Below are 22,073 nucleotides of genomic sequence, written 5' to 3'. Positions count from 1 at the left end.
GAAATCCAGTCCAGGAGGACATTCCAGTGGCGAAGGCGAAGTTCGAGCGGAGCAAGCCGCACGTCAACATCGGCACCATCGGTCACGTCGACCACGGCAAGACCACGCTGACCGCGGCGATCACCAAGGTTCTGCACGACGCGTACCCGGAGCTGAACGAGGCCCGTGCGTTCGACCAGATCGACAACGCGCCGGAAGAGCGTCAGCGCGGTATTACGATCAACATCTCGCACGTCGAGTACCAGACCGAGAAGCGTCACTACGCCCACGTGGACGCCCCGGGTCACGCTGACTACATCAAGAACATGATCACCGGTGCGGCCCAGATGGACGGCGCGATCCTCGTGGTCGCGGCGACCGACGGCCCGATGCCGCAGACCCGCGAGCACGTGCTGCTCGCCCGCCAGGTCGGCGTGCCCTACATCGTGGTCGCGCTGAACAAGGCCGACATGGTCGACGACGAGGAGATCCTCGAGCTCGTCGAGCTGGAGGTCCGCGAGCTGCTGTCCTCGCAGGAGTTCCCGGGCGACGACGCGCCGGTCGTGCGCGTCTCCGGCCTCAAGGCCCTCGAGGGCGACGAGAAGTGGGGCCAGGCGGTCCTCGAGCTCATGCACGCCGTCGACGACAACGTGCCGGACCCGGTCCGCGAGCTGGACAAGCCGTTCCTGATGCCGATCGAGGACGTCTTCACGATCACCGGTCGCGGCACCGTGGTGACCGGTCGTGTCGAGCGTGGCGTCGTGAACGTCAACGAAGAGGTCGAGATCGTGGGTATCCGCGAGAAGTCGACCAAGACCACCGTCACCGGTGTCGAGATGTTCCGCAAGCTGCTCGACTCGGGCCAGGCGGGCGACAACGTCGGCCTCCTGCTGCGCGGCATCAAGCGCGAGGACGTCGAGCGCGGCCAGGTCGTCGTGAAGCCGGGCACCACCACCCCGCACACCGACTTCGAGGGCCGGGTCTACATCCTGTCGAAGGACGAGGGCGGTCGCCACACCCCGTTCTTCAACAACTACCGCCCGCAGTTCTACTTCCGCACCACCGACGTGACCGGCGTCGTGACCCTCCCCGAGGGCACCGAGATGGTCATGCCGGGCGACAACACGGACATCTCCGTCCAGCTGATCCAGCCGGTCGCGATGGACGAGAACCTGCGGTTCGCCATCCGTGAGGGTGGCCGTACCGTCGGTGCGGGCCAGGTTACCAAGATCATCAAGTGATGTCGGCGCCCTGAATCCGGGCCAATACACCCCCGGGTTCAGGGCGTCAACTCACGTGTGCGACACTATTCAGGTTGCTCGTCCTGGGGCGGCCGAACCCGCAAGGGTTCCGGCCGCCTCGGCACGAGCGGCCACGGTCCGTGGAGCTCTTCCTTCGGGTGAGGCTAGCGGGCAAAGGCCAGCAGGGACGGCTTTGAGCAGCACGCCGGCCCGTGGCCTCCTCACGTAGAGGAAGACCAGGCAAGACGACGATCCTTAGGGATCCGTCTGTGCGGCGGGCGCGACACGCCCGACCGCGTGGACCGGGGACAGGGCCGTTGAACTGCTGAAACCCGGGCTCCGGCCCAGGTTGACGAGACAAAGCGGCACGAGACGACAAGGAACGCAGCCACCATGGCGGGACAGAAGATCCGCATCCGGCTCAAGGCCTACGACCACGAGGCGATCGACACCTCGGCGCGCAAGATCGTGGAAACGGTTACGCGCACCGGCGCCCGTGTTGTCGGGCCGGTGCCGCTGCCTACCGAGAAGAACGTTTACTGCGTCATCCGCTCGCCGCACAAGTACAAGGACTCGCGCGAGCACTTCGAGATGCGCACGCACAAGCGTCTGATCGACATCCTCGACCCGACGCCGAAGACGGTCGACGCGCTCATGCGCATCGACCTCCCGGCGAGCGTCGACGTCAACATCCAGTAAGCGTTGGGCGAGCGGCGGAGATAAGAACTCATGTCTGACAGGCAAATGAAGGGCATCCTGGGCACCAAGCTCGGCATGACCCAGGTCTTCGACGAGCAGAACCGGGTCATCCCGGTCACTGTCGTCAAGGCCGGCCCGAACGTGGTGACCCAGGTTCGGACCACTGACAATGACGGCTACGCGGCCGTGCAGCTGGCGTTCGGCGCGGTCGACCCGCGCAAGGTGAACAAGCCGCGCACCGGCCACTTCGACAAGGCGGGCGTGACGCCGCGCCGGCACCTCGCCGAGCTGCGCACCACCGACGCCGAGACCTACGAGGTCGGCCAGGAGATCACCGCCGAGGTGTTCGAGGCCGGCACGACGGTCGACGTGACCGGTACCAGCAAGGGCAAGGGCTACGCCGGTGTCATGAAGCGCCACGGCTTCAAGGGCCAGGGCGCGAGCCACGGTGCGCAGGCCGTGCACCGCAAGCCGGGTTCGATCGGCGGCTGCGCCACGCCTGGCCGCGTGTTCAAGGGCCTGCGGATGGCGGGCCGGATGGGTAGCGACCGGGTCACCACGCAGGGCCTGACCGTGCACGCCGTGCGTGCCGAAGACGGCCTGCTGCTGATCAAGGGCGCGGTGCCCGGTCCCAAGGGCGGCCTGCTGTTCGTGCGCAGCGCCGCGAAGGGTGGTAACTGACGATGACGAGCGTCGAGCTGAAGACCCCGGCCGGTAAAGCCGACGGCACCGTCGAGCTCCCTGGGGAGATCTTCGACGTGCAGGCCAACGTCGCGCTGATGCACCAGGTCGTGGTGGCCCAGCAGGCCGCCGCGCGCCAGGGCACGCACGACACGAAGACCCGCGGCGAGGTTTCCGGCGGCGGCAAGAAGCCGTACCGCCAGAAGGGCACCGGTCGCGCCCGCCAGGGTTCGACCCGCGCGCCGCAGTTCGTTGGCGGTGGCGTCGTGCACGGCCCCACGCCGCGCGACTACGCCCAGCGCACCCCGAAGAAGATGAAGGCCGCCGCTCTGCGTGGCGCCCTCTCCGACCGGGCGCGCGCCGGCCAGCTGCACGTGGTGACGGAACTGGTCACCGGCGAGAAGCCGTCGACCAAGACCGCCAAGACGGCGATCGCGGCCGCGACCCAGGCCAAGCGCGTTCTCGTGGTGCTGCACCGCGACGAGGAGCTCGCCTGGGTGTCCGCGCGGAACCTGCCGCACGTGCACCTGATCTGGGCCGACCAGCTCAACACCTACGACGTCCTGGTCAACGACGACGTCGTGTTCACCAAGGCTGCTTACGACGTGTTCGTGGCAGGCCCCGTCCGCGGCAAGGCCAAGGCCACCGCGCGTTCGGGCGAGGTTTCGGAAGGGAGTGACGAGAAGTGAGCTCGGTCGCCATTCCGGACCCCCGCGACATCCTGCTCGCGCCGGTGATCTCCGAGAAGTCCTACGGGCTGCTCGAGGACCACAAGTACACGTTCATCGTCCGACCGGACGCCAACAAGACCCAGATCAAGATCGCGGTCGAGAAGGTGTTCGGCGTGAAGGTCGTCAGCGTCAACACGGCCAACCGCCAGGGCAAGCGGAAGCGGACTCGTACCGGCTTCGGCAAGCGCAAGGACACCAAGCGCGCCATCGTGACTCTTTCGCCGGAAAGCAAGGCGATCGAGATCTTCGGCGGACCCACCGCGTAAAGGACTGAGCTGAGTATGGGCATCCGCAAGTACAAGCCGACGACCCCGGGTCGTCGCGGTTCGAGCGTCTCGGACTTCGCCGAGATCACCCGGTCCACGCCGGAGAAGTCGCTGCTGCGTCCGCTGAGCAAGACCGGCGGCCGCAACGCGTCGGGCAAGATCACCACCCGGCACAAGGGTGGCGGTCACAAGCGTGCGTACCGCGTCATCGACTTCCGTCGCCACGACAAGGACGGCGTGCCGGCCAAGGTCGCGCACATCGAGTACGACCCGAACCGCACCGCGCGCATCGCGCTGCTGCACTACGCCGACGGCGAGAAGCGCTACATCATCGCGCCGGAGAAGCTGAAGCAGGGCGACACGGTCGAGAACGGCCCGCGCGCCGACATCAAGCCGGGCAACAACCTGCCGCTGCGCAACATCCCGGTCGGCACCGTGATCCACGCGATCGAGCTCCGCCCCGGCGGCGGCGCGAAGATGGCCCGGTCCGCCGGCGCCCGCGTGCAGCTGGTCGCCAAGGACGGTCCGTACGCCCAGCTGCGTCTCCCTTCGGGCGAGATCCGCAACGTGGACGTGCGCAACCGCGCCACCATCGGCGAGGTCGGCAACTCCGAGCACGCGAACATCAACTGGGGCAAGGCGGGTCGTAACCGCTGGCGCGGCAAGCGTCCGACTGTCCGTGGTGTCGTGATGAACCCGGTCGACCACCCGCACGGCGGTGGTGAGGGCAAGACCTCCGGTGGTCGCCACCCGGTGAACCCGAACGGCAAGCCCGAAGGCCGCACCCGCAAGAGCAAGCCGTCCGACAAATTGATCGTCCGCCGCCGGCGTACCGGCAAGAAGCGCTGAGCAGGGAGGTAGACGCATATGCCACGCAGCCTTAAGAAGGGCCCGTTCGTGGACGACCACCTGCTCAAGAAGGTGGACGCGCTGAACGAATCGGGCAAGAAGACCGTGATCAAGACTTGGTCGCGGCGCTCCACGATCATCCCGGACTTCCTGGGTCACACGATCGCGGTGCACGACGGCCGCAAGCACGTCCCGGTGTTCGTCACCGAGGCGATGGTGGGTCACAAGCTGGGCGAGTTCGCCCCGACGCGGACCTTCAAGGGCCACATCAAGGACGACCGCAAGTCGCGCCGCCGCTGAGCGGGCCAGAGAAAGTTAAGGGAAGCAGATGAACGCCCAGTCAAACGCCACGGCCACGGCAGAAGAACTGCCCTCGGCCGTCGCGCGGGCTCGTTTCGTCCGGGACTCGCCGATGAAGGTGCGCCGGGTGATCGAGCTCGTCAAGGGTCGTAGCGTCAGCGAGGCCTTGGCCGTCCTCCGGTTCGCGCCGCAGGCGGCCAGCACGCCGCTCGCGAAGGTCATCGCCAGCGCGGCGGCCAACGCCGAGAACAACCTCCAGCTGGACCCGGAGACGCTCTGGATCAAGTCCGCGACCGCTGACGAGGGCCCGACCCTCAAGCGCATCCGTCCGCGGGCCCAGGGCCGCGCGTACCGGATCCGCAAGCGCACCAGCCACATCACCGTGGTGGTGGAGTCGCGGCCCGCGTCGACGAAGAGCAACAAGAAGGCAGGTGGCCGGTAGTGGGCCAGAAGATCAACCCGCACGGCTTCCGCCTGGGTATCACCACCGACTGGAAGTCGCGCTGGTACGCCGACAAGCAGTACGCGGAGTACGTGGCCGAGGATGTCAAGATCCGCAAGCTGCTCTCCACCGGCATGGAGCGCGCCGGCATCTCGAGTGTCGTCATCGAGCGCACCCGGGACCGCGTCGAGATCGACATCCACACCGCCCGGCCGGGCATCGTCATCGGCCGCCGCGGTGCGGAGGCCGAGCGCATCCGCCGCGAACTGGAGAAGCTGACCAAGAAGCAGATCCAGCTGAACATCAAAGAGGTCAAGAACCCCGAAGCGGATGCTCAGCTGGTGGCGCAGGGTGTCGCGGAGCAGCTGAGCAACCGCGTGGCGTTCCGCCGCGCGATGCGCAAGGCGATCCAGACCTCCATGCGCTCGCCGCAGGTCAAGGGCATTCGCGTGCAGTGCGGCGGTCGTCTCGGCGGTGCCGAGATGTCCCGCTCCGAGCACTACCGCGACGGCCGGGTGCCGCTGCACACGCTGCGCGCGGACATCGACTACGGCTTCTTCGAGGCCAAGACGACGTTCGGCCGCATCGGCGTCAAGGTGTGGATCTACAAGGGCGAACTCGTCGGTGGCCTGAAGGCCCGCGCTGCGCGCGACCTGGCCGCCGCGGCCGCCGACCGGGGTCAGCGTCGTGACCGCGACCGCGGTGACCGGCCGTCCCGCCCGCGCCGTTCCGGCGCGTCGGGCACGACCGCGACGTCGACCGAGGCCGGCCGCGCTGCTGCCGCCGCGAAGAGCGAGAACGCGACCGAAGCGGCTCCGGCTGCCGAGGCCGCTGACAAGACGGAGGGCTGAGACGTGCTCATCCCGCGCAGGGTCAAGCACCGGAAGCAGCACTCCCCGAAGCGCCACGGCGCCGCGAAGGGCGGCACGAAGGTCAGCTTCGGCGAGTACGGCATCCAGGCGCTTGAGCACAGCTACGTGACGAACCGGCAGATCGAGTCCGCTCGTATCGCCATGACCCGTCACATCAAGCGTGGCGGCAAGGTGTGGACGACCATCTACCCGGACCGCCCGCTGACCAAGAAGCCGGCCGAAACCCGGATGGGTTCCGGTAAGGGTTCGCCCGAGTGGTGGATCGCCAACGTGAAGCCGGGTCGCGTGATGTTCGAGATCAGCTTCCCGAACGAGGAGACTGCCCGCGAGGCGCTCCGCCGCGCGATCCACAAGCTCCCCATGAAGTGCCGCATCGTGACCCGGGAAGGTGAGTTCTGATGGCTAACGGAGCCGCACAGGCATCCGAGCTGCGTGAGCTCACCGCCGAAGAGCTCGTGCTGCGTCTGAAGGAATACAAGGAGGAGCTGTTCAACCTCCGCTTCCAGATGGCGACCGGGCAGCTGGACAACAACCGTCGGCTGCGCACCGTCCGCACGGACATCGCGCGGATCTACACGGTCATGCGCGAGCGCGAGCTCGGCTTGTCCGTGGCGCCCGACACCGAGAGTGAAGGTGCCGCATGAGCGAGGCTGCCACCGAGAAGACCGCCCGGAACGACCGCAAGATCCGCGAGGGTTACGTCGTCTCGGACAAGATGGACAAGACGATCGTGGTCGAGCTCGAGGACCGCAAGAAGCACCCGCGCTACTCCAAGGTTCTCCGCAGCACCACCAAGGTGAAGGTGCACGACGAGAACAACGAGGCGGGCGTGGGCGACCGGGTCACCCTCATGGAGACCCGGCCGCTGTCGGCGACCAAGCGCTGGCGTCTGGTGCAGGTCGTGGAGAAGGCCAAGTAAGCAGGGCTCCTCGGAGTCCTTGGTTCCGCAAGGCTCGCCGACCGGCGAGAACCAGCGCGACATACAGGAGTTGACGTGATCCAGCAGGAGTCGCGGCTTCGGGTTGCCGACAACACGGGCGCGAAGGAAATCCTTTGCATCCGCGTTCTCGGCGGGTCCGGGCGGCGCTACGCCGGCATCGGCGACATCATCGTCGCCACCGTGAAGGACGCCATCCCGGCTGCCGGGGTGAAGAAGGGCGATGTCGTCAAGGCCGTCATCGTCCGCACGGTGAAGGAGCGCCGTCGTCCGGACGGTTCCTACATCCGGTTCGACGAGAACGCCGCCGTGCTCATCAAGAACGACAACGAGCCCCGGGGCACCCGCATCTTCGGCCCGGTGGGCCGCGAGCTGCGCGACCGAAAGTTCATGAAGATCATTTCGCTCGCGCCGGAGGTGCTGTGATGAAGGTGAAGAAGGGCGACACGGTCGTCGTCATCGCCGGCAAGGACAAGGGTGCCAAGGGCAAGGTCATCCAGGCCTACCCGGAGCGCGAGCGCGTCCTGGTCGAGGGTGTCAACCGGATCAAGAAGCACACCCGGATCACCCAGACCCAGCGTGGTGCGCAGTCGGGCGGCATCGTCACCCAGGAAGCGCCCATCCACGTGTCGAACGTGATGGTCGTGGACTCGGACGGCAAGCCGGCCCGGGTGGGCTACCGCATCGGCGAGGACGGCAAGAAGGTCCGGGTCTCGCGCCGGAACGGCAAGGACATCTGACATGACCACCGCAGAGAAGATCGTGCCGCGTCTGAAGACCCGGTACCGCGAAGAGATCAAGGGCGAGCTCCAGCAGGAGTTCTCCATCCCCAACGTGCACCAGATTCCCGGCGTCGTGAAGATCGTCGTGAACATGGGTGTCGGGGACGCTGCCCGCGACAGCAAGCTGATCGACGGCGCGGTCCGCGACCTCGCCCTGATCACCGGGCAGAAGCCGGAAGTCCGCAAGGCCCGCAAGTCGATCGCGCAGTTCAAGCTGCGCGAGGGCCAGCCGATCGGTGCGCGCGTCACGCTGCGCGGCGACCGGATGTGGGAATTCCTCGACCGGCTGCTGACCATCGCGCTGCCGCGTATCCGCGACTTCCGCGGGCTTTCGCCGAAGCAGTTCGACGGCAACGGCAACTACACGTTCGGTCTCAACGAGCAGTCGATGTTCCACGAGATCAACCCGGACGACATCGACCGCCCCCGTGGCATGGACGTCACCGTCGTCACGACCGCCACCACCGACGACGAGGGCCGGGCGCTGCTGCGCAAGCTCGGTTTCCCGTTCAAGGAGAACTGAGCCGATGGCCAAGAAAGCGCTAGTCAGCAAGGCTTCGAAGAAGCCGAAGTTCGCGGTGCGCGCCTACACCCGTTGCAACCGGTGCGGGCGTCCGCACTCGGTGTACCGCAAGTTCGGCCTGTGCCGGATCTGCCTCCGGGAGATGGCGCACGCGGGCGAACTGCCCGGCGTCCACAAGTCCAGCTGGTAAGGCTCGAAACTCTATTCCCAGTTCGCCACAGGCCCCGCCGCCCCGGCCCGGAACTCACCGGGCCGGGCTGGGCGGGGAACCAGGCGAGAAAGGTTGACAGGTCACCATGACGATGACCGACCCCATCGCAGACTTCTTGACGCGTCTGCGCAACGCGAACTCGGCGTACCACGACGAGGTCGTGCTTCCGCACTCGAAGATCAAGGCGAACATCGCCGAGATCCTCAAGCGTGAGGGCTACATCGCGAGCTACCGCGACGAGCCGGGCGAGAAGCACAAGAACCTGGTCGTCGAGCTGAAGTACGGCCCCAACCGCGAGCGGAGCATCGCCGGCCTGCGCCGCGTCTCCAAGCCGGGTCTGCGGGTCTACGCAAAATCGACCGAACTGCCTTCGGTTCTCGGCGGTCTCGGCGTCGCGATCATCTCGACGTCCGGCGGCCTGCAGACCGACCGGCAGGCCAAGCGCAACAACGTGGGCGGCGAAGTCCTCGCCTACGTCTGGTAAGGAAGGGGGCACAGACATGTCACGCATCGGAAAGCTGCCGGTCGCCGTCCCCTCCGGGGTCGAGGTGACCATCGACGGCCAGAACGTCAAGGTCAAGGGGCCGAAGGGCACCCTGGAACACACTGTCGCCGAGCCGATCATCGTCGAGCGCGGCGAGGACGGCGCGCTCCTGGTGAAGCGCCCGGACGACGAGCGCACCAGCCGCGCACTGCACGGTCTGACCCGCACGCTGGTGAACAACCTCGTGGTGGGCGTGACCGAGGGCTACGAGAAGAAGCTCGAGATCCACGGCGTCGGTTACCGCGTGCAGGCGAAGGGCTCGGACCTCGAGTTCGCGCTGGGCTACAGCCACCCGGTCAAGATCGAGGCCCCGGAAGGCATCACCTTCAAGGTGGAGTCGCCGACCCGGTTCTCGGTTTCCGGTATCGACAAGCAGAAGGTCGGCCAGATCTCTGCGGTCATCCGCAAGCTGCGCCGCCCGGACCCGTACAAGGGCAAGGGCCTGCGCTACGAGGGTGAGAAGATCCGCCGCAAGGTCGGAAAGACGGGTAAGTGATGAGCGACACGACTACCACGAAGCGCAAGCCGGTCGGCAAGGACATCTCGACCCGCCGCCGCGTCGCGAAGACCCGTCGGCACTTCCGTCTCCGCAAGAAGATCAGCGGCACGCCGGTGCGTCCGCGCATGGTCGTCAAGCGGTCCTCGCGGCACATCACCGTGCAGGTGATCGACGACCTCGCCGGTCACACGCTGGCGTCGGCGTCCACCCTCGAGTCCGACCTGCGGACCTTCGAGGGCGACAAGAAGGCCAAGGCCGCGAAGGTGGGCGAGCTCGTCGCCGCGCGTGCCAAGGACGCCGGCATCGAAGCCGTGGTGTTCGACCGTGGCGGCAACGCCTATCACGGCCGCATCGCCGCGCTTGCCGACGCCGCTCGCGAGGCGGGGTTGAAGTTCTGATGCACATGCTCGTGAATGGAAGGAAAGCCTGATGCCGGGACGTACACGGCAATTCGGCGGCGGCCAGGGCGGACCGGGTCAGGGCGGCAACGACCGCGGTGACCGTCGGGACCGTCGCGACCGGCGCGACGGCGGCCGTGGCGGGGCGGCCCAGGACAAGACCCCGCACCTTGAGAAGGTCGTGACGATCAACCGCGTCGCCAAGGTCGTCAAGGGCGGTCGTCGCTTCAGCTTCACCGCCCTGGTGGTCGTCGGTGACGGCGACGGTCAGGTCGGCGTCGGCTACGGCAAGGCCAAGGAAGTTCCCGCGGCCATCGCCAAGGGCGTCGAGGAAGCGAAGAAGAACTTCTTCCGCGTTCCCCGCGTCGGCGGCACCATCCCGCACCCGATCCAGGGTGAGGAGGCCGCCGGTGTCGTGCTGCTCCGTCCGGCGTCCGCCGGTACCGGCGTCATCGCCGGTGGCCCGGTGCGCGCGGTGCTGGAGTGCGCGGGTGTCCACGACGTGCTGTCGAAGTCGCTCGGCTCCGACAACGCGATCAACATCGTGCACGCGACCGTGGCAGCCCTGAAGGGCCTGCAGCGTCCCGAAGAGGTCGCGGCCCGCCGCGGTCTCCCGCTCGAGGACGTCGCTCCGGCCCGGATGCTGCGCCAGCGCGCGGGCCAGGGGGTCTGACATGGCTCAGCTGAAGGTTACCCAGGTCAAGAGCAAGATCGGCACGAAGCACGCTCACCGCGAGTCGCTGCGCACCCTCGGGCTGCGCAAGATCCGCCAGAGCGTCGTGCGTGAAGACAGCCCCCAGGTGCGCGGCCTCATCCACACCGTCCGCCACCTGGTGGAGGTCGAGGAGGTCAAGGCATGACGGCCATCAAGATCCACCACCTGCGTCCGGCTCCGGGCGCCAAGCGCGACAAGATCCGCGTGGGCCGTGGTGAAGGTTCGAAGGGCAAGACGGCCGGTCGCGGTACGAAGGGCACCAAGGCCCGGAAGAACGTGCCCGCCGGGTTCGAGGGTGGGCAGATGCCCATCCACATGCGGCTGCCGAAGCTGCGTGGATTCAAGAACCGGTTCCGCACCGAGTACCAGCCGGTGAACGTGGGCGACATCGCCCGCGTCTTCGCCGACGGCGGCAAGGTCGGACCGGAAGAGCTGGCCGCGAACGGTCTCGTTCGCAAGGGCAAGCTCGTCAAGGTTCTCGGCAACGGGGACCTGAACGGGGTCAAGCTGGACATCACCGCCGACGCCTTCTCCGGCTCCGCCAAGGAGAAGATCGAGGCGGCCGGCGGCTCGGCCACCGTCAACTGATCTGCGAGCGTTACTCGGGCCCGCCCGGCACACCAGCCGGGCGGGCCCGACTCGTAGTTGCGGCGGGCGCGGAGGAACACCCCGAAGCTTGATTGTGCCGCCGGTCGCCCCCATGCTGACGGTCGCCCCAATGTGGCATTGGGTGCATCAGATGCACCCAATGCCACATTGGGTGCGGGCGATGCACCCAATGTGGCATTGGGCGCATCCCTGGCGGGCGCTGGGTGGGCGGGTCGTGGAGGGGAACCCCGAAGGGGCTCCGAGTCCGTGAAGATGGCCCTTACGGGCCGCCGAGTGGCCGTTTTTTCTTTGCCGGCGCGGGAAAACCCGCCGAACGGCGCGGGCCGAACAGGTGATCATCACTGCGCCGAGCGGCCCTACCTGCGGCGCGATCCTGCCGCCGTCCCTTTGGATGAGACGGTAAACGCACACGCGCTGCGGGTGCGCACGGCGAAGCTGTTAGAGTCGGCGACACGCTTCCGGGCCTGTATGCCCAGAAGCGTTCCTGGCTTGCCTGCCAGTGAGCTTTATGCCCTGCCGGTCTTGTGCCGGCCAAGCCGATCGTCGGTTGGGAAGACCGACGACGCCGAGGAGGTCCCCCGCGTGCTCAGCGCATTCCGCTCGGCTCTCGCGACGCCGGATCTACGCAAGAAGATCCTGTTCACGCTGGCCATCATCGCGGTCTACCGGATCGGTGCCGCCATCCCGGCTCCGGGGGTCTCGTTCTCTGCCGTGCAAGCCTGTACCGCACAGGCCGACCAGCAGGGCGTGTACCAGCTGCTCAACCTCTTCAGCGGCGGCGCGCTGCTGCAGCTCTCGCTGTTCGCGACGGGCATCATGCCCTACATCACCGCGAGCATCATCATCCAGCTGCTCACCGTGGTCATCCCGAAGTTCGAGGAGCTGAAGAAGGAAGGCCAGTCGGGTCAGAACAAGCTGACCCAGTACACCCGGTACCTGACGATCGCGCTGGCGATCCTGCAGGCCACCGGCGTGGTCGCGCTGGCCGACCGCGGCACCCTGTTCCAGGGCTGCTCGCAGCCGATCATCCCGGACAACAGCATCTACTCGCTGACGCTGATCGTGGTCACCATGACCGCGGGCACCGCGGTGATGATGTGGCTGGGCGAGCTCATCACCGAGCGCGGTGTCGGCAACGGCATGTCGGTCCTGATCTTCCTGAACATCGCGGCTCGCATCCCGTCCGAGGGCGCCAACATCCTGAGCAACGGCGGCGGCGTCGCGCTGACCGTCGTCCTCGCGTTCGGCCTGGTGATCATCGCCAGCGTCATCTTCGTCGAGCAGGGCCAGCGCCGGATTCCGGTGCAGTACGCCAAGCGCATGATCGGCCGCCGGATGTACGGCGGCACCTCGACCTACCTGCCGATCAAGGTGAACCAGGCCGGTGTCATCCCGGTCATCTTCGCCTCGTCGCTGCTGTACGTGCCGCAGCTGATCAGCCAGCTGATCGGCAACCCGAACAGCAACTCGGGCTGGCAGTCGTTCATTCAGAACTACCTGGTCAACCAGAGCAGCTGGGTGCACATCCTGCTCTACTTCCTGTTGATCATCTTCTTCACCTACTTCTACATCACGATCACGTTCAACGTGGACGAGCGTGCGGATGAGATGAAGAAGTTCGGCGGCTTCATCCCGGGCATCCGTCCCGGCAGGCCGACCGCCGAGTACCTGAACTTCGTGCTGGGCCGGATCACTCTTCCCGGCTCGCTGTACCTGGGCATCATCGCGATCCTCCCGAACTTCTTCCTGTCCCTCACCGGCAGCGGGAACAATCAGAACTTCCCGTTCGGTGGCACGGCTGTGCTGATCATGGTCGGTGTCGGTCTCGACACCGTGAAGCAGATCGAAAGCCAGCTGATGCAGCGCAACTACGAAGGGTTCTTGAAGTGACGCGACTGGTTCTCGTCGGCCCGCCCGGCGCGGGCAAAGGCACGCAGGCGGCCGCCCTGTCCGAGCAGCTGCGGATTCCGCACATCTCGACCGGCGACCTGTTCCGGGCGCACGTCGGCCAGGAGACCCCGCTGGGCCAGGAGGCCAAGCGGTACCTGGACTCCGGCGAGCTGGTCCCCGACTCGGTGACCAACGAGATGGTTCGCGAGCGACTGGCCGAACCGGACGCGAAGGCCGGCTTCCTGCTGGACGGGTTCCCGCGCAACACCAAGCAGGCCGAGGTGCTCGGCGAGATGCTGGCCGCCGCGGACACCAAGCTCGACGCGGTCATCCAGCTCGACGTGGCGGAGGACGTCGTCGTCGGCCGGCTCATGTCGCGCGGCCGCTCGGACGACACCGAAGAGGTCATTCGCCGTCGCCAGCAGGTGTACGTGTCGGAGACCGCCCCGCTGCTCGAGTACTACGCCGAAATCCTGGTGAAGGTCGACGGCGTCGGCGAGGTGCAGGAGATTTCGGACCGCGTGCTGGAAGCGTTGCGCGACCGCACGTGAACCTCGGAGGATTGCGTGTTCTGCAAGTGCTCCGCCGCGGGCGCATGATCGAGATCAAGACCCGGGGCGAGCTGGAGGCGATGCGGGCGGCTGGCCTGGTCGTCGCCCGCACCCTGGCCGCCGTGCGAGATCTCGCACGGGCCGGGGTCAGCACGGCCGAGCTCGACGAACTGGCCGAGCAGACGATTCGCGACGCCGGCGCGGTGCCCTCGTTCAAGGGCTACCACGGCTTCCCGGCGTCGATCTGCGCTTCGGTGAATGAGCAGATCGTGCACGGCATCCCGTCGAAGAAGCAGGTGCTCGGCGAGGGCGACCTGATCTCGGTGGACTGCGGCGCGATCCTCGAAGGCTGGCACGGCGACTCCGCGGTGACCCTGCTGATCGGCGAGGTCAGCGAAAAGGACCGGCAGCTGTCGGCTGCCACCGAGCGCGCCATGTGGGCGGGCATCGAAGCGGTCCGCGCCGGTGCCAAGCTCACCGACATCTCGTTCGCGGTGCAGACCGCCGCCCGCCAGGCCGGCGACGACGACGGCCGCGAGTACGGCGAGATCCTCGAGTACGGCGGCCACGGCATCGGCCGCGAAATGCACATGGAGCCGTTCCTGCCGAACGTCGGCAAGCCGGGCAAGGGCCCGCGGCTCAAGGTCGGCATGGCGCTCGCGGTCGAGCCCATGCTGACCGGCGGCAGCGGCGAGACCCTCGAACTGGACGACGGCTGGACCGTGGTGACCGCCGACGGTTCGCGCGCCGCGCACTGGGAGCACACCGTCGCGATTACCGCGGACGGACCCTGGGTGCTCACCGCGCCCGAAGAATCCTGATTCGGCCGGTTTCGGCCACTCACACAGGTCTACCTGCACCCCGGCCGCCGGGGCACTACACGGGTTGCGTACACTGTCAAGTCGGCGCGCTCATGCGCGGTTCCGGCCTGCTCGTGAATTCTCGCGAACCACATGGACCCGGGCCTGAGTGTGTCTGAGCACCACCCAGTAAGCAAGGACTCGAGCTCAAAACCGATCACGCTGAGCACATCAAGCGTGCATCAGGGATTGCGGAGGACATGGCTAAGAAAGACGGGGCCATCGAGGTCGAAGGCCGCGTGGTCGAGCCGCTCCCCAACGCGATGTTCCGCGTCGAGTTGGAGAACGGCCACAAGGTCCTGGCACACATCAGCGGCAAGATGCGGCAGCACTACATCCGCATCCTGCCCGAAGACAGGGTTGTCGTGGAGCTTTCGCCCTACGACCTCTCCCGTGGTCGCATCGTCTACCGCTACAAGTGATCACGCCAGAGCCGAGCAGAGCAGGAAGCAGGAAGACGTGAAGGTCCAGCCGAGCGTCAAGAAGATCTGCGACAAGTGCAAGGTGATCCGCCGTCACGGCCGGATCATGGTGATCTGCGAGAACCTGCGTCACAAGCAGCGTCAGGGCTGACCACCGCACTGCAGCAGGCCGCTTGACGGCTACCCACCCTCCCCGCACCTGCCGGGCCGCGCGAGCGGTCCGGTACACCCCCGGACTTCAGGCCGGGGCCGGGACACCCGCGGCGCAAGCCACGGGCACGACAGGCGAGTCGGTTCCGGAACCGGACGGGGAGCAGACCTGAAGACGAACCCGAAGAAGGAGCACCAGTGGCACGACTCGCTGGCGTCGACCTCCCCCGCGAGAAGCGGTTGGAGATCGCGCTGACTTACATCTACGGGATCGGCCGTACCCGCTCGAAGCAGATGATCGCTGCTGCCGAGCTGAACGCCGACACCCGCGTCAAGGACCTCAGCGACGAAGACCTCGTCAAGCTGAAGGACTACATCGACGAAAACTTCAAGGTCGAGGGTGACCTTCGCCGTGAGGTGAACGCCGACATCCGGCGCAAGATCGAGATCGGGACCTACCAGGGTCTGCGCTGGCGTCGGGGCCTGCCGGTCCGCGGTCAGCGGACCAAGACCAACGCCCGCACCCGCAAGGGCCCGAAGAAGACGGTCGCCGGCAAGAAGAAGGCTGGCAAGAAGTGAGCCTCCAGGGCAAGAAGGTCGTGCGCATGGGCGGTTCCGTCCGGCGTTCCACGGCTTGTGTCTCGCCCAAGGCGCTCTACGCCCGCCCGATGGCGCTGCGGAACCTCTACACCGACGCCGGATCCATCATCCGGCGCGGGCAGCAGGAAGCGGTCGCCGCTCACCAAGAGAACGCGCGTTAACAGGAGAACCCTCAGAACATGCCACCCAAGACCCGCACTGCGGGGGCCAAGAAGGTCCGCCGCAAGGAAAAGAAGAATGTCGCGCACGGTCACGCGCACATCAAGAGCACCTTCAACAACACCATCGTCTCGATCACGGACCCGACCGGTGCCGTGATCGCGTGGGCGTCGAGCGGCCACGTGGGCTTCAAGGGCTCGCGCAAGTCGACTCCGTTCGCCGCGCAGATGGCCGCCGAGAACGCCGCCCGCAAGGCGGCCGAGCACGGCATGAAGAAGGTCGACGTCTTCGTGAAGGGCCCGGGCTCGGGCCGCGAGACGGCGATCCGCTCGCTGCAGGCGGCCGGCCTCGAGGTCGGCACCATCCAGGACGTGACCCCGCAGCCTCACAACGGCTGCCGCCCGCCCAAGCGGCGCCGGGTCTGAGGAACGGGGAGGAGTACTAAGAAATGGCTCGTTACACCGGCCCCGCGACGCGTATTTCGCGTCGCCTCAAGGTTGACCTCATCGGCGGCGACCAGGCGTTCGAACGTCGCCCCTACCCGCCGGGCCAGCACGGCCGCGGGCGCATCAAGGAGTCTGAGTACCTCCTGCAGTCGCAGGAGAAGCAGAAGGCTCGCTACACCTACGGCGTTCTCGAGCGCCAGTTCGTCCGGTACTACAAGGAAGCCGTGCGGCGTCCGGGCAAGACCGGTGAGAACCTGCTGCAGATCCTCGAGTCCCGTCTGGACAACGTGATCTACCGCGCCGGCATCGCCCGCACCCGTCGCCAGGCCCGCCAGCTGGTGAGCCACGGCCACTTCGTGGTCAACGGCGTCAAGGTCAACGTGCCGTCCTACCAGGTCACCAAGTGGGACATCATCGACGTCCGCCCGAAGTCGATGGGCATGCTGCCGTTCGTGGCCGCCAAGGAGTCCTTCGGCGACCGTCCGGTCCCGGCGTGGCTGCAGGTCGTCCAGTCGAACCTCCGCGTGCTGGTCCACCAGCTGCCGGAGCGCGCGCAGATCGACGTTCCGGTTCAGGAACAGCTGATCGTCGAGCTTTACTCGAAGTAGCCCTTCTGGGGTTACGGGCGGCGGCGCCCGAAGTGCGCCGCCGCCTCGCCATCCCTTCGGCGTCATATGGCGGGCGCCGTCTGGAAAGGAACGAAAGAAATGCTGATTTCCCAGCGGCCGGCTCTCGGCGAAGAGACGGTCAACGAGACCCGCTCCCGGTTCACCATCGAACCGCTGGAGCCCGGCTTCGGCTACACGCTCGGCAACTCGCTGCGGCGCACGCTGCTGTCGTCCATCCCGGGCGCGGCCGTGACGAGCATCCGCATCGACGGCGTGCTGCACGAATTCACCACCGTTCCGGGGGTGAAGGAAGACGTCACCGACATCATCCTGAACCTGAAGGAACTGGTCGTGTCCTCGGAAGAGGACGAGCCGGTCACCATGTACCTGCGCAAGCAGGGCCCGGGTGAGGTCACGGCTGCCGACATCGTGCCGCCCGCGGGCGTCACCGTGCACAACCCGGATCTGCACATCGCGTCGCTGAACGGCAAGGGCAAGCTCGAGATCGAGCTCGTCGTCGAGCGCGGCCGCGGTTACGTTCCGGCCCTGCAGAACAAGCAGGCGGGCGCGGAGATCGGCCGGATCCCGGTCGACTCGATCTACTCGCCGGTGCTGAAGGTGACCTACAAGGTCGAGGCCACCCGTGTCGAGCAGCGCACCGACTTCGACAAGCTGATCCTGGACGTCGAGACCAAGCCGTCGATCACCGCGCGCGACGCGGTGGCCTCGGCCGGCAAGACGCTGGTGGAGCTGTTCGGTCTCGCCCGCGAGCTGAACGTCGACGCGGAGGGCATCGAGATCGGCCCGTCGCCGCAGGAGGCAGACACCATCGCCGCCTACGCGATGCCGATCGAGGACCTGGACCTCACCGTCCGGTCGTACAACTGCCTGAAGCGCGAAGGCATCCACACGGTGGGCGAGCTCGTCTCGCGCTCCGAGGCGGACCTGCTCGACATCCGCAACTTCGGCGCCAAGTCGATCGACGAGGTCAAGCTGAAGCTCGTCGGCCTCGGCCTCGCGCTGAAGGACAGCCCGCCCGGGTTCGACCCGTCCGCGGCTGCCACCAGCTACGACGGCGAAGGCTGGTCGGAAGGGGTCGGCGGCATCGGCGGCGGCATTTCGGACGACGGCCACGACGATGGCCAGGACTACGCAGAGACTGAGCAGCTCTGAGGCTTCGTGCCCGGACGCTGTGAGCTGAACTAGGAGAAAGTCATGCCCACCCCTACCAAGGGAGCCCGGCTCGGCGGGTCTGCCGCGCACGAGCGGCTGATCCTGGCCAACTTGGCCACGCAGCTGTTCGAGCACGGCAAGATCACGACGACCGAGGCGAAGGCCAAGCGGGTCCGCCCGCTGGCTGAGAAGCTGATCACCAAGGCGAAGCGGGGCGACCTGCACAACCGTCGCCTGGTGCAGAAGGTTGTCCGGGACAAGGACGTCGTGCACAAGCTGTTCGCTGAGATCGGCCCGCACTTCGCGGAGCGCGCCGGCGGCTACACCCGCATCACCAAGACGGTGCCGCGCAAGGGCGACAACGCCGCCATGGCCGTCATCGAACTGGTCGCGGAGAAGACCGTGACCTCCGAGGCCGAGCGGGCCCGCAAGACCAAGTTCGCCAAGGACGCAGAGGCTCCGGCCGCCGCGCCCGTGGAGGAGACCGTCGAGGCTGCTGCCGAGGAGACCGCTGAGGTCGCCCCGGCCGCCGAAGAAGCCCCGGCCGCCGACGAGGCCGCTGCCTCGGACGACGCCGACGCCAAGAAGGACTGAGTCCTGCCGGCACTGTCTACACCGGACGAGCCCGCCGCTCCCCTCGGGGAGGGCGGGCTCGTTCGTCTGCGTTTGGACGTCAGCTACGACGGCACCGACTTCTCCGGCTGGGCGCGCCAGCCCGGCCGGCGCACCGTGCAGGCCGAGCTGGAACAGGCGCTGCGGCGGCAGCCACCGGGGGAATCGGTGCCGAAGTCAGTGGTCGTCGCCGGTCGCACGGACGCCGGAGTGCACGCGACCGGACAGGTCGTGCACGTCGACGTCGTCCCGCTCGAACCTGGCGCGCCCGGCCGGATCCCGGTCGATGAGCACGGCATCCCGGACCTGACCCGGATGCGCGGGCGCTGGAACAAGCTGCTGCCCGCGGACGCTCGGGTGCTGGCCGCCCGTGTCGCTCCGGACGGCTTCGACGCCCGGTTCTCCGCCATCCGCCGGCACTACCGCTATCGCGTGTCCGACGCTCCTTGGGGCGTCGATCCGCTGCGCCGCAACGACACCCTCGCGTGGGGCCGTCCACTGTGGACAGACCGGATGAACGCCGCCGCGCAGTCCTTGCTGGGATTGCAGGACTTCGCCGCGTACTGCAAACAGCGCGACGGCGGTACGACGATCCGCGAACTGCAGCGCCTGGAATGGGTGCGGATCGACGAGCATCTGCTCGAGATGCGGGTCAGCGCGGACGCGTTCTGCCATTCGATGGTGCGCAGCCTGGTCGGCGTGCTGCTGCTGGTCGGGGACGGCCGGCGAGGAACCGGCTGGCCCGGCGACGTCCTGGCGAGCGGAACCCGGGACAGTGCGGTGGCTCCGGCGCACGGCCTGACCTTGACCGCGGTCGACTATCCGCCGGACGAGCTGCTGGCCGCGAGGGCGGAGCAGACTCGCAACGTCCGGTTGTCCACCGACCTTTAGGACGTCCGGAAAGCCGTGAAGGGCCCGTTGCCGGAATTGGATTCCGGCAACGGGCCCTTCACGGACGTGCGGTCAGGGCAGCTCAGTCGCCGCGGCGGACCGGGCCGAGCAGCTGCTGTTCCTTCTGCGTGGTGACCAGCCGCAGCGGACGCCACAGGTTGGTGCCCAGCGCGACCACCTGGTCGTCCTTCAGCGTGGTCAGCTGCCGCATCATCTGCGGCGGAAGCCGCCAGATGCGCGCGGCAAGCTCAGCCTGTCCCGGCGGCAGCCGCTGCATCAGCACCAAGTCCGCGGCGTTCGCGGTGGTGGACGCCTGCGGGTGCAGGTAGGGCAGCACGTACACGGTGGTCTGCCACGGCGAACGGGGCGGGAACAGGTCCTGCGGCGTCGGCCCGCCGTCGGTGACGACGAGCAGCGGCGCGTCCTCGGACGGACGCGGCAGTTCGACCGGCGAGAGCCGGCGGATCTGCACCAGCGGGGACGGCCGTCCATCCCGGTTGCCCGCGGCCTGCTGCAGCACCTGCCACGCCGCGGGCCGCCCGGTCGCGACGACCACCCAGGCACCGGTCGCCAAGGCGCGCATGGCTACCTGGCGGGCCAGGTAGAGACCGCCGACCAGCACGATGCGAGTCGGCTGCGAACGCAGCGCGGACACCGTCAGCGGCTCGCCCTTGAGACCGGAACCGAGAACGACGCCGCCGCGGTCTCCGGACGGACTGATCGCGTCGAGCATGGCCGGGTCGACAGTGAACTCGGGGGCGATGCCGGCGTTTCGCCCGGCGTCGCGGACACGGGCGCTCATGCCGTACCTCCGATCGGCAGCGTCGCGGAGAACGCCGAGACTTGCAGGCCCTTCAGCGGGGTCAGATCGACGTCCAGTCGCTCGGCGATGTTCTGCAGCCGCTGGGCGGCCGAGTCCAGCTCACGCGGGTTGCGGGCGCTGAGCCGCACCACGCCGCGCAAGCCGATGCGGCCCTCGTCGGCGGACGGCGAAATCGACATGGCCACCGTCGCGGACAGCGCGCGCACGCTGGTGAGCGCGTTCAGGCTGCCGCTGATCTTGCCCTTGGGCCAGCTGCTGATCGCGTAGCAGGAGTGCCCGATGCCGGCCGCGGTGACGCCGGTCCAGCTTTCCTGCAGGCTGACCTTCTCGTTCGAGCCGGCGACCGCGGTGAGCTCGGCGGCCGAGATGCTGGCGCGCAGCAGCTCGTCCGGGTCGAGCGGCCGGGTCGGCACGCCCTGGGATTCGAGGGCGTTGCGCACCCGGGACAGGGCGCCGATCATCGCGCGGTGGGCGCCGACGACGCCGCCGCCGCGCTCCCGGATCGCCTCCGGGCAGCGCCGCGGGTCCAGCCGGACCGCGATCCAGGTGGTCCTCCGGGCCGCCGCGGGCAGCGGGCCGAGCACCTCCAGATACGAGCTGAGCGCGGGCGCGTCCGCGGGCATCGCGGCCGAACCGGGGTAGCTGTGCCAGATCATCTGGATGGAGTCGAGCACCACGCCGCGGTCTTCCAGGCACGGCGCGAGCGCGGACAGCGGGAGGCTGGGCGCGCCGCCTGCCTGGGAGATCATCGCCGGCATCGGCTCGACGAGCAGGACCGCGGTCCAGGTGCCGTCGTTCCAGGCGATGCCGACTTCCTGCCGTTCGTGGTCGACGGCGTGCGCCACCACGAGGTCCGGCACGGCGAGGCGCAGCAGGCTGACCCGCGCGTCCTCCGGGCCGGTGATCGCGCTCTCTTCGGCGAGTTCTTCGATCGGGGTCGGCGGAGGCGGGGTCGCGATCCGGCCGTGCGAGCGGAACCGGTAGCGCAGTGTCAGTCCGAGCCACTGGGTGAACCAGTGCCCGCCCACGCGCAGGAAAGCGAGGATCAGGCCGAGCGCCGCGACGCCGATCGCGACGTACTTGAGCTGCATGTTGATCGCGAGCAGCACCAGGCCGATCGCGACGCCGACTTCCAGCACGACGAGGTTCGCCACCGGCAGCGGGCCGAGCGAGATGCCGCCGGAACGCCGCCGCGAGGGCGGGGCCATCCGGACCGCGGTCGCGACGCCGCCGGTCGGGGCGGGTTCGCCGCTGCCGTCCGGCATGCCGCCGTCGGATCCGCCGGGGCCGCCCGGTCCACCGGGTCCGCCAGGACCGCCGCCGCCAGGTCCGCCGGGTCCGCCCGGTCCGCCAGGACCGCCGCCGCCAGGTCCGCCAGGTCCGCCAGGACCGCCGCCGCCAGGTCCGCCGGGACCGCCGGGACGGGGAACGCCGGGGCCGTTGCCGCCGGGACGTCCGGTGCGCGGGCCGCCCGGTCCGCCGGGACCGCCCGGCACTGCCGGGCCGCCGGGACCAGCAGGCCCGCCCGGGCCGCCTGGCCGAGGACCGCCGGGGCCGCCCGGACCAGGCTTGGGGCCGGGACCGCCGGGGGCGCCGGGAGCGGGAACACC

General features: G+C 68.1%; 36 protein-coding genes. 34 read left to right on the top strand and 2 right to left on the bottom strand.

All coding sequences use genetic code 11. From position 1 onward, the window contains the following. The first annotated feature begins 26 nt into the window (after positions 1-26). The 34 genes from tuf to AMYBE_RS0128300 all read left to right on the top strand — a co-directional run bounded on the left by tuf (position 27) and on the right by AMYBE_RS0128300 (position 19,640). Complete coding sequence (gene tuf / locus AMYBE_RS0128465; RefSeq protein WP_020662802.1) at positions 27-1,220, top strand: elongation factor Tu; 1,194 nt, start codon at positions 27-29, stop codon at positions 1,218-1,220. Positions 1,221-1,613: 393 nt separating this feature from the next. Then, on the top strand, positions 1,614-1,919 hold the full coding sequence (gene rpsJ, locus AMYBE_RS0128460; RefSeq protein ID WP_003102098.1) for a 30S ribosomal protein S10: 306 nt from the start codon (positions 1,614-1,616) through the stop codon (positions 1,917-1,919). A 30-nt stretch (positions 1,920-1,949) separates the two neighbouring features. Then, positions 1,950-2,600 (top strand): 50S ribosomal protein L3, encoded by a 651-nt coding sequence (rplC, locus tag AMYBE_RS0128455; protein ID WP_020662801.1) that lies wholly within the window; start codon positions 1,950-1,952, stop codon positions 2,598-2,600. A 2-nt stretch (positions 2,601-2,602) separates the two neighbouring features. Then, on the top strand, positions 2,603-3,289 hold the full coding sequence (gene rplD, locus AMYBE_RS0128450; protein ID WP_020662800.1) for a 50S ribosomal protein L4: 687 nt from the start codon (positions 2,603-2,605) through the stop codon (positions 3,287-3,289). Beyond that, on the top strand, positions 3,286-3,597 hold the full coding sequence (gene rplW, locus AMYBE_RS0128445) for a 50S ribosomal protein L23 (RefSeq protein ID WP_009072304.1): 312 nt from the start codon (positions 3,286-3,288) through the stop codon (positions 3,595-3,597). Before rplD ends, rplW begins: the two co-directional genes overlap by 4 nt. A gap of 15 nt (positions 3,598-3,612) precedes the next feature. Beyond that, complete coding sequence (gene rplB / locus AMYBE_RS0128440; RefSeq protein ID WP_020662799.1) at positions 3,613-4,446, top strand: 50S ribosomal protein L2; 834 nt, start codon at positions 3,613-3,615, stop codon at positions 4,444-4,446. Between the two features lie 18 nt (positions 4,447-4,464). Then, complete coding sequence (rpsS, locus tag AMYBE_RS0128435) at positions 4,465-4,746, top strand: 30S ribosomal protein S19 (RefSeq protein WP_003102083.1); 282 nt, start codon at positions 4,465-4,467, stop codon at positions 4,744-4,746. Between the two features lie 28 nt (positions 4,747-4,774). Continuing rightward, entirely contained in the window at positions 4,775-5,188 is a 414-nt protein-coding gene (gene rplV, locus AMYBE_RS0128430) for a 50S ribosomal protein L22 (RefSeq protein ID WP_020662797.1), read from the top strand. Beyond that, positions 5,188-6,039: a 30S ribosomal protein S3 gene (gene rpsC / locus AMYBE_RS0128425; RefSeq protein ID WP_020662796.1), complete on the top strand. Its 852-nt coding sequence runs from the start codon at positions 5,188-5,190 to the stop codon at positions 6,037-6,039. Before rplV ends, rpsC begins: the two co-directional genes overlap by 1 nt. 3 nt (positions 6,040-6,042) lie before the next feature. After that, positions 6,043-6,459, top strand: a complete 417-nt coding sequence (rplP, locus tag AMYBE_RS0128420; RefSeq protein WP_020662795.1) for a 50S ribosomal protein L16 — start codon at positions 6,043-6,045, stop codon at positions 6,457-6,459. After that, positions 6,459-6,704 carry a 50S ribosomal protein L29 gene (gene rpmC / locus AMYBE_RS0128415; protein WP_020662794.1) on the top strand — a complete coding sequence of 82 codons (246 nt, stop codon included), beginning with the start codon at positions 6,459-6,461 and terminating at the stop codon, positions 6,702-6,704. The genes rplP and rpmC overlap by 1 nt, the downstream gene beginning before the upstream one ends. Beyond that, complete coding sequence (gene rpsQ, locus AMYBE_RS0128410; RefSeq protein WP_020662793.1) at positions 6,701-6,979, top strand: 30S ribosomal protein S17; 279 nt, start codon at positions 6,701-6,703, stop codon at positions 6,977-6,979. Before rpmC ends, rpsQ begins: the two co-directional genes overlap by 4 nt. A 75-nt stretch (positions 6,980-7,054) precedes the next feature. Then, on the top strand, positions 7,055-7,423 hold the full coding sequence (gene rplN, locus AMYBE_RS0128405) for a 50S ribosomal protein L14 (RefSeq protein WP_004558867.1): 369 nt from the start codon (positions 7,055-7,057) through the stop codon (positions 7,421-7,423). Continuing rightward, entirely contained in the window at positions 7,423-7,737 is a 315-nt protein-coding gene (gene rplX / locus AMYBE_RS0128400) for a 50S ribosomal protein L24 (RefSeq protein WP_020662792.1), read from the top strand. The genes rplN and rplX overlap by 1 nt, the downstream gene beginning before the upstream one ends. A 1-nt stretch (position 7,738) precedes the next feature. After that, positions 7,739-8,302 carry a 50S ribosomal protein L5 gene (gene rplE / locus AMYBE_RS0128395; RefSeq protein WP_020662791.1) on the top strand — a complete coding sequence of 188 codons (564 nt, stop codon included), beginning with the start codon at positions 7,739-7,741 and terminating at the stop codon, positions 8,300-8,302. Positions 8,303-8,306: 4 nt separating this feature from the next. Beyond that, complete coding sequence (locus tag AMYBE_RS0128390) at positions 8,307-8,492, top strand: type Z 30S ribosomal protein S14 (RefSeq protein ID WP_020662790.1); 186 nt, start codon at positions 8,307-8,309, stop codon at positions 8,490-8,492. Positions 8,493-8,598: 106 nt separating this feature from the next. Next, the gene (rpsH, locus tag AMYBE_RS0128385; protein WP_020662789.1) at positions 8,599-8,997 is read left to right on the top strand and encodes a 30S ribosomal protein S8; all 399 of its coding nucleotides are present in this window, start codon (positions 8,599-8,601) and stop codon (positions 8,995-8,997) included. A 16-nt stretch (positions 8,998-9,013) separates the two neighbouring features. Further along, positions 9,014-9,553, top strand: a complete 540-nt coding sequence (gene rplF, locus AMYBE_RS0128380) for a 50S ribosomal protein L6 (RefSeq protein ID WP_020662788.1) — start codon at positions 9,014-9,016, stop codon at positions 9,551-9,553. After that, complete coding sequence (rplR, locus tag AMYBE_RS0128375) at positions 9,553-9,954, top strand: 50S ribosomal protein L18 (protein ID WP_027928109.1); 402 nt, start codon at positions 9,553-9,555, stop codon at positions 9,952-9,954. The genes rplF and rplR overlap by 1 nt, the downstream gene beginning before the upstream one ends. Positions 9,955-9,985: 31 nt before the next feature. Beyond that, the gene (rpsE, locus tag AMYBE_RS0128370) at positions 9,986-10,627 is read left to right on the top strand and encodes a 30S ribosomal protein S5 (RefSeq protein ID WP_020662786.1); all 642 of its coding nucleotides are present in this window, start codon (positions 9,986-9,988) and stop codon (positions 10,625-10,627) included. Between the two features lies 1 nt (position 10,628). Further along, entirely contained in the window at positions 10,629-10,814 is a 186-nt protein-coding gene (rpmD, locus tag AMYBE_RS0128365) for a 50S ribosomal protein L30 (protein ID WP_020662785.1), read from the top strand. Then, a complete protein-coding gene (rplO, locus tag AMYBE_RS0128360; protein ID WP_020662784.1) occupies positions 10,811-11,257 on the top strand; it encodes a 50S ribosomal protein L15 in 447 nt (148 codons plus the stop codon). Before rpmD ends, rplO begins: the two co-directional genes overlap by 4 nt. 603 nt (positions 11,258-11,860) lie before the next feature. After that, positions 11,861-13,168, top strand: coding sequence for a preprotein translocase subunit SecY (gene secY / locus AMYBE_RS0128355; protein WP_020662783.1), 1,308 nt, complete (start codon positions 11,861-11,863; stop codon positions 13,166-13,168). Next, on the top strand, positions 13,165-13,719 hold the full coding sequence (locus AMYBE_RS0128350) for an adenylate kinase (protein WP_020662782.1): 555 nt from the start codon (positions 13,165-13,167) through the stop codon (positions 13,717-13,719). Before secY ends, AMYBE_RS0128350 begins: the two co-directional genes overlap by 4 nt. Before the next feature lie 44 nt (positions 13,720-13,763). Beyond that, positions 13,764-14,540, top strand: coding sequence for a type I methionyl aminopeptidase (gene map / locus AMYBE_RS0128345; protein ID WP_020662781.1), 777 nt, complete (start codon positions 13,764-13,766; stop codon positions 14,538-14,540). A 239-nt stretch (positions 14,541-14,779) separates the two neighbouring features. Next, positions 14,780-15,001, top strand: a complete 222-nt coding sequence (gene infA, locus AMYBE_RS0128340; protein WP_004558881.1) for a translation initiation factor IF-1 — start codon at positions 14,780-14,782, stop codon at positions 14,999-15,001. A gap of 37 nt (positions 15,002-15,038) precedes the next feature. Continuing rightward, positions 15,039-15,152, top strand: coding sequence for a 50S ribosomal protein L36 (gene rpmJ, locus AMYBE_RS0128335; protein WP_004558882.1), 114 nt, complete (start codon positions 15,039-15,041; stop codon positions 15,150-15,152). A 197-nt stretch (positions 15,153-15,349) separates the two neighbouring features. Further along, complete coding sequence (gene rpsM / locus AMYBE_RS0128330; RefSeq protein WP_009072337.1) at positions 15,350-15,730, top strand: 30S ribosomal protein S13; 381 nt, start codon at positions 15,350-15,352, stop codon at positions 15,728-15,730. Then, on the top strand, positions 15,727-15,912 hold the full coding sequence (locus tag AMYBE_RS0128325; RefSeq protein ID WP_020662780.1) for a hypothetical protein: 186 nt from the start codon (positions 15,727-15,729) through the stop codon (positions 15,910-15,912). Before rpsM ends, AMYBE_RS0128325 begins: the two co-directional genes overlap by 4 nt. A gap of 18 nt (positions 15,913-15,930) precedes the next feature. Further along, positions 15,931-16,335 carry a 30S ribosomal protein S11 gene (gene rpsK, locus AMYBE_RS0128320; protein ID WP_020662779.1) on the top strand — a complete coding sequence of 135 codons (405 nt, stop codon included), beginning with the start codon at positions 15,931-15,933 and terminating at the stop codon, positions 16,333-16,335. Positions 16,336-16,358: 23 nt separating this feature from the next. After that, positions 16,359-16,964, top strand: a complete 606-nt coding sequence (gene rpsD, locus AMYBE_RS0128315; RefSeq protein WP_020662778.1) for a 30S ribosomal protein S4 — start codon at positions 16,359-16,361, stop codon at positions 16,962-16,964. A 99-nt stretch (positions 16,965-17,063) separates the two neighbouring features. Further along, the gene (locus AMYBE_RS0128310) at positions 17,064-18,137 is read left to right on the top strand and encodes a DNA-directed RNA polymerase subunit alpha (RefSeq protein ID WP_020662777.1); all 1,074 of its coding nucleotides are present in this window, start codon (positions 17,064-17,066) and stop codon (positions 18,135-18,137) included. Between the two features lie 42 nt (positions 18,138-18,179). After that, on the top strand, positions 18,180-18,731 hold the full coding sequence (gene rplQ / locus AMYBE_RS0128305; RefSeq protein ID WP_020662776.1) for a 50S ribosomal protein L17: 552 nt from the start codon (positions 18,180-18,182) through the stop codon (positions 18,729-18,731). Positions 18,732-18,803: 72 nt separating this feature from the next. Further along, complete coding sequence (locus AMYBE_RS0128300) at positions 18,804-19,640, top strand: tRNA pseudouridine synthase A (RefSeq protein WP_020662775.1); 837 nt, start codon at positions 18,804-18,806, stop codon at positions 19,638-19,640. Positions 19,641-19,722: 82 nt separating this feature from the next. Here AMYBE_RS0128300 and AMYBE_RS0128295 read toward each other — a convergent pair whose 3' ends face one another. Beyond that, on the bottom strand, positions 19,723-20,442 hold the full coding sequence (locus tag AMYBE_RS0128295) for a hypothetical protein (protein ID WP_020662774.1): 720 nt from the start codon (positions 20,440-20,442) through the stop codon (positions 19,723-19,725). Next, a complete protein-coding gene (gene eccE / locus AMYBE_RS0128290) occupies positions 20,439-21,671 on the bottom strand; it encodes a type VII secretion protein EccE (RefSeq protein ID WP_034289331.1) in 1,233 nt (410 codons plus the stop codon). Before eccE ends, AMYBE_RS0128295 begins: the two co-directional genes overlap by 4 nt. Between the last annotated feature and the right edge of the window lie 402 nt (positions 21,672-22,073).

Origin of the sequence: Amycolatopsis benzoatilytica AK 16/65 (assembly GCF_000383915.1) — a bacterium.
GTDB classification, from domain to species: Bacteria; Actinomycetota; Actinomycetes; order Mycobacteriales; family Pseudonocardiaceae; genus Amycolatopsis; species Amycolatopsis benzoatilytica.
This window is presented reverse-complemented; position numbering and strand designations above follow the sequence as displayed.

What these genes read in the sequence shown, in the direction of transcription:
- rpsJ (WP_003102098.1), top strand. Translation starts at nt 1,614, where the DNA reads ATGGCGGGACAGAAGATCCGCATCCGGCTCAAGGCCTACGACCACGAG.
- rplC (WP_020662801.1), top strand. Translation starts at nt 1,950, where the DNA reads ATGTCTGACAGGCAAATGAAGGGCATCCTGGGCACCAAGCTCGGCATG.
- rplD (WP_020662800.1), top strand. Translation starts at nt 2,603, where the DNA reads ATGACGAGCGTCGAGCTGAAGACCCCGGCCGGTAAAGCCGACGGCACC.
- rplB (WP_020662799.1), top strand. Translation starts at nt 3,613, where the DNA reads ATGGGCATCCGCAAGTACAAGCCGACGACCCCGGGTCGTCGCGGTTCG.
- rpsS (WP_003102083.1), top strand. Translation starts at nt 4,465, where the DNA reads ATGCCACGCAGCCTTAAGAAGGGCCCGTTCGTGGACGACCACCTGCTC.
- rplV (WP_020662797.1), top strand. Translation starts at nt 4,775, where the DNA reads ATGAACGCCCAGTCAAACGCCACGGCCACGGCAGAAGAACTGCCCTCG.
- rpmC (WP_020662794.1), top strand. Translation starts at nt 6,459, where the DNA reads ATGGCTAACGGAGCCGCACAGGCATCCGAGCTGCGTGAGCTCACCGCC.
- rpsQ (WP_020662793.1), top strand. Translation starts at nt 6,701, where the DNA reads ATGAGCGAGGCTGCCACCGAGAAGACCGCCCGGAACGACCGCAAGATC.
- rplX (WP_020662792.1), top strand. Translation starts at nt 7,423, where the DNA reads ATGAAGGTGAAGAAGGGCGACACGGTCGTCGTCATCGCCGGCAAGGAC.
- rplE (WP_020662791.1), top strand. Translation starts at nt 7,739, where the DNA reads ATGACCACCGCAGAGAAGATCGTGCCGCGTCTGAAGACCCGGTACCGC.
- AMYBE_RS0128390 (WP_020662790.1), top strand. Translation starts at nt 8,307, where the DNA reads ATGGCCAAGAAAGCGCTAGTCAGCAAGGCTTCGAAGAAGCCGAAGTTC.
- rpsH (WP_020662789.1), top strand. Translation starts at nt 8,599, where the DNA reads ATGACGATGACCGACCCCATCGCAGACTTCTTGACGCGTCTGCGCAAC.
- rplF (WP_020662788.1), top strand. Translation starts at nt 9,014, where the DNA reads ATGTCACGCATCGGAAAGCTGCCGGTCGCCGTCCCCTCCGGGGTCGAG.
- rplR (WP_027928109.1), top strand. Translation starts at nt 9,553, where the DNA reads ATGAGCGACACGACTACCACGAAGCGCAAGCCGGTCGGCAAGGACATC.
- rpsE (WP_020662786.1), top strand. Translation starts at nt 9,986, where the DNA reads ATGCCGGGACGTACACGGCAATTCGGCGGCGGCCAGGGCGGACCGGGT.
- rpmD (WP_020662785.1), top strand. Translation starts at nt 10,629, where the DNA reads ATGGCTCAGCTGAAGGTTACCCAGGTCAAGAGCAAGATCGGCACGAAG.
- rplO (WP_020662784.1), top strand. Translation starts at nt 10,811, where the DNA reads ATGACGGCCATCAAGATCCACCACCTGCGTCCGGCTCCGGGCGCCAAG.
- map (WP_020662781.1), top strand. Translation starts at nt 13,764, where the DNA reads ATGATCGAGATCAAGACCCGGGGCGAGCTGGAGGCGATGCGGGCGGCT.
- infA (WP_004558881.1), top strand. Translation starts at nt 14,780, where the DNA reads ATGGCTAAGAAAGACGGGGCCATCGAGGTCGAAGGCCGCGTGGTCGAG.
- rpsK (WP_020662779.1), top strand. Translation starts at nt 15,931, where the DNA reads ATGCCACCCAAGACCCGCACTGCGGGGGCCAAGAAGGTCCGCCGCAAG.
- rpsD (WP_020662778.1), top strand. Translation starts at nt 16,359, where the DNA reads ATGGCTCGTTACACCGGCCCCGCGACGCGTATTTCGCGTCGCCTCAAG.
- AMYBE_RS0128310 (WP_020662777.1), top strand. Translation starts at nt 17,064, where the DNA reads ATGCTGATTTCCCAGCGGCCGGCTCTCGGCGAAGAGACGGTCAACGAG.
- rplQ (WP_020662776.1), top strand. Translation starts at nt 18,180, where the DNA reads ATGCCCACCCCTACCAAGGGAGCCCGGCTCGGCGGGTCTGCCGCGCAC.
- AMYBE_RS0128295 (WP_020662774.1), bottom strand. Translation starts at nt 20,442, where the DNA reads ATGAGCGCCCGTGTCCGCGACGCCGGGCGAAACGCCGGCATCGCCCCC.
- eccE (WP_034289331.1), bottom strand. Translation starts at nt 21,671, where the DNA reads ATGGCCCCGCCCTCGCGGCGGCGTTCCGGCGGCATCTCGCTCGGCCCG.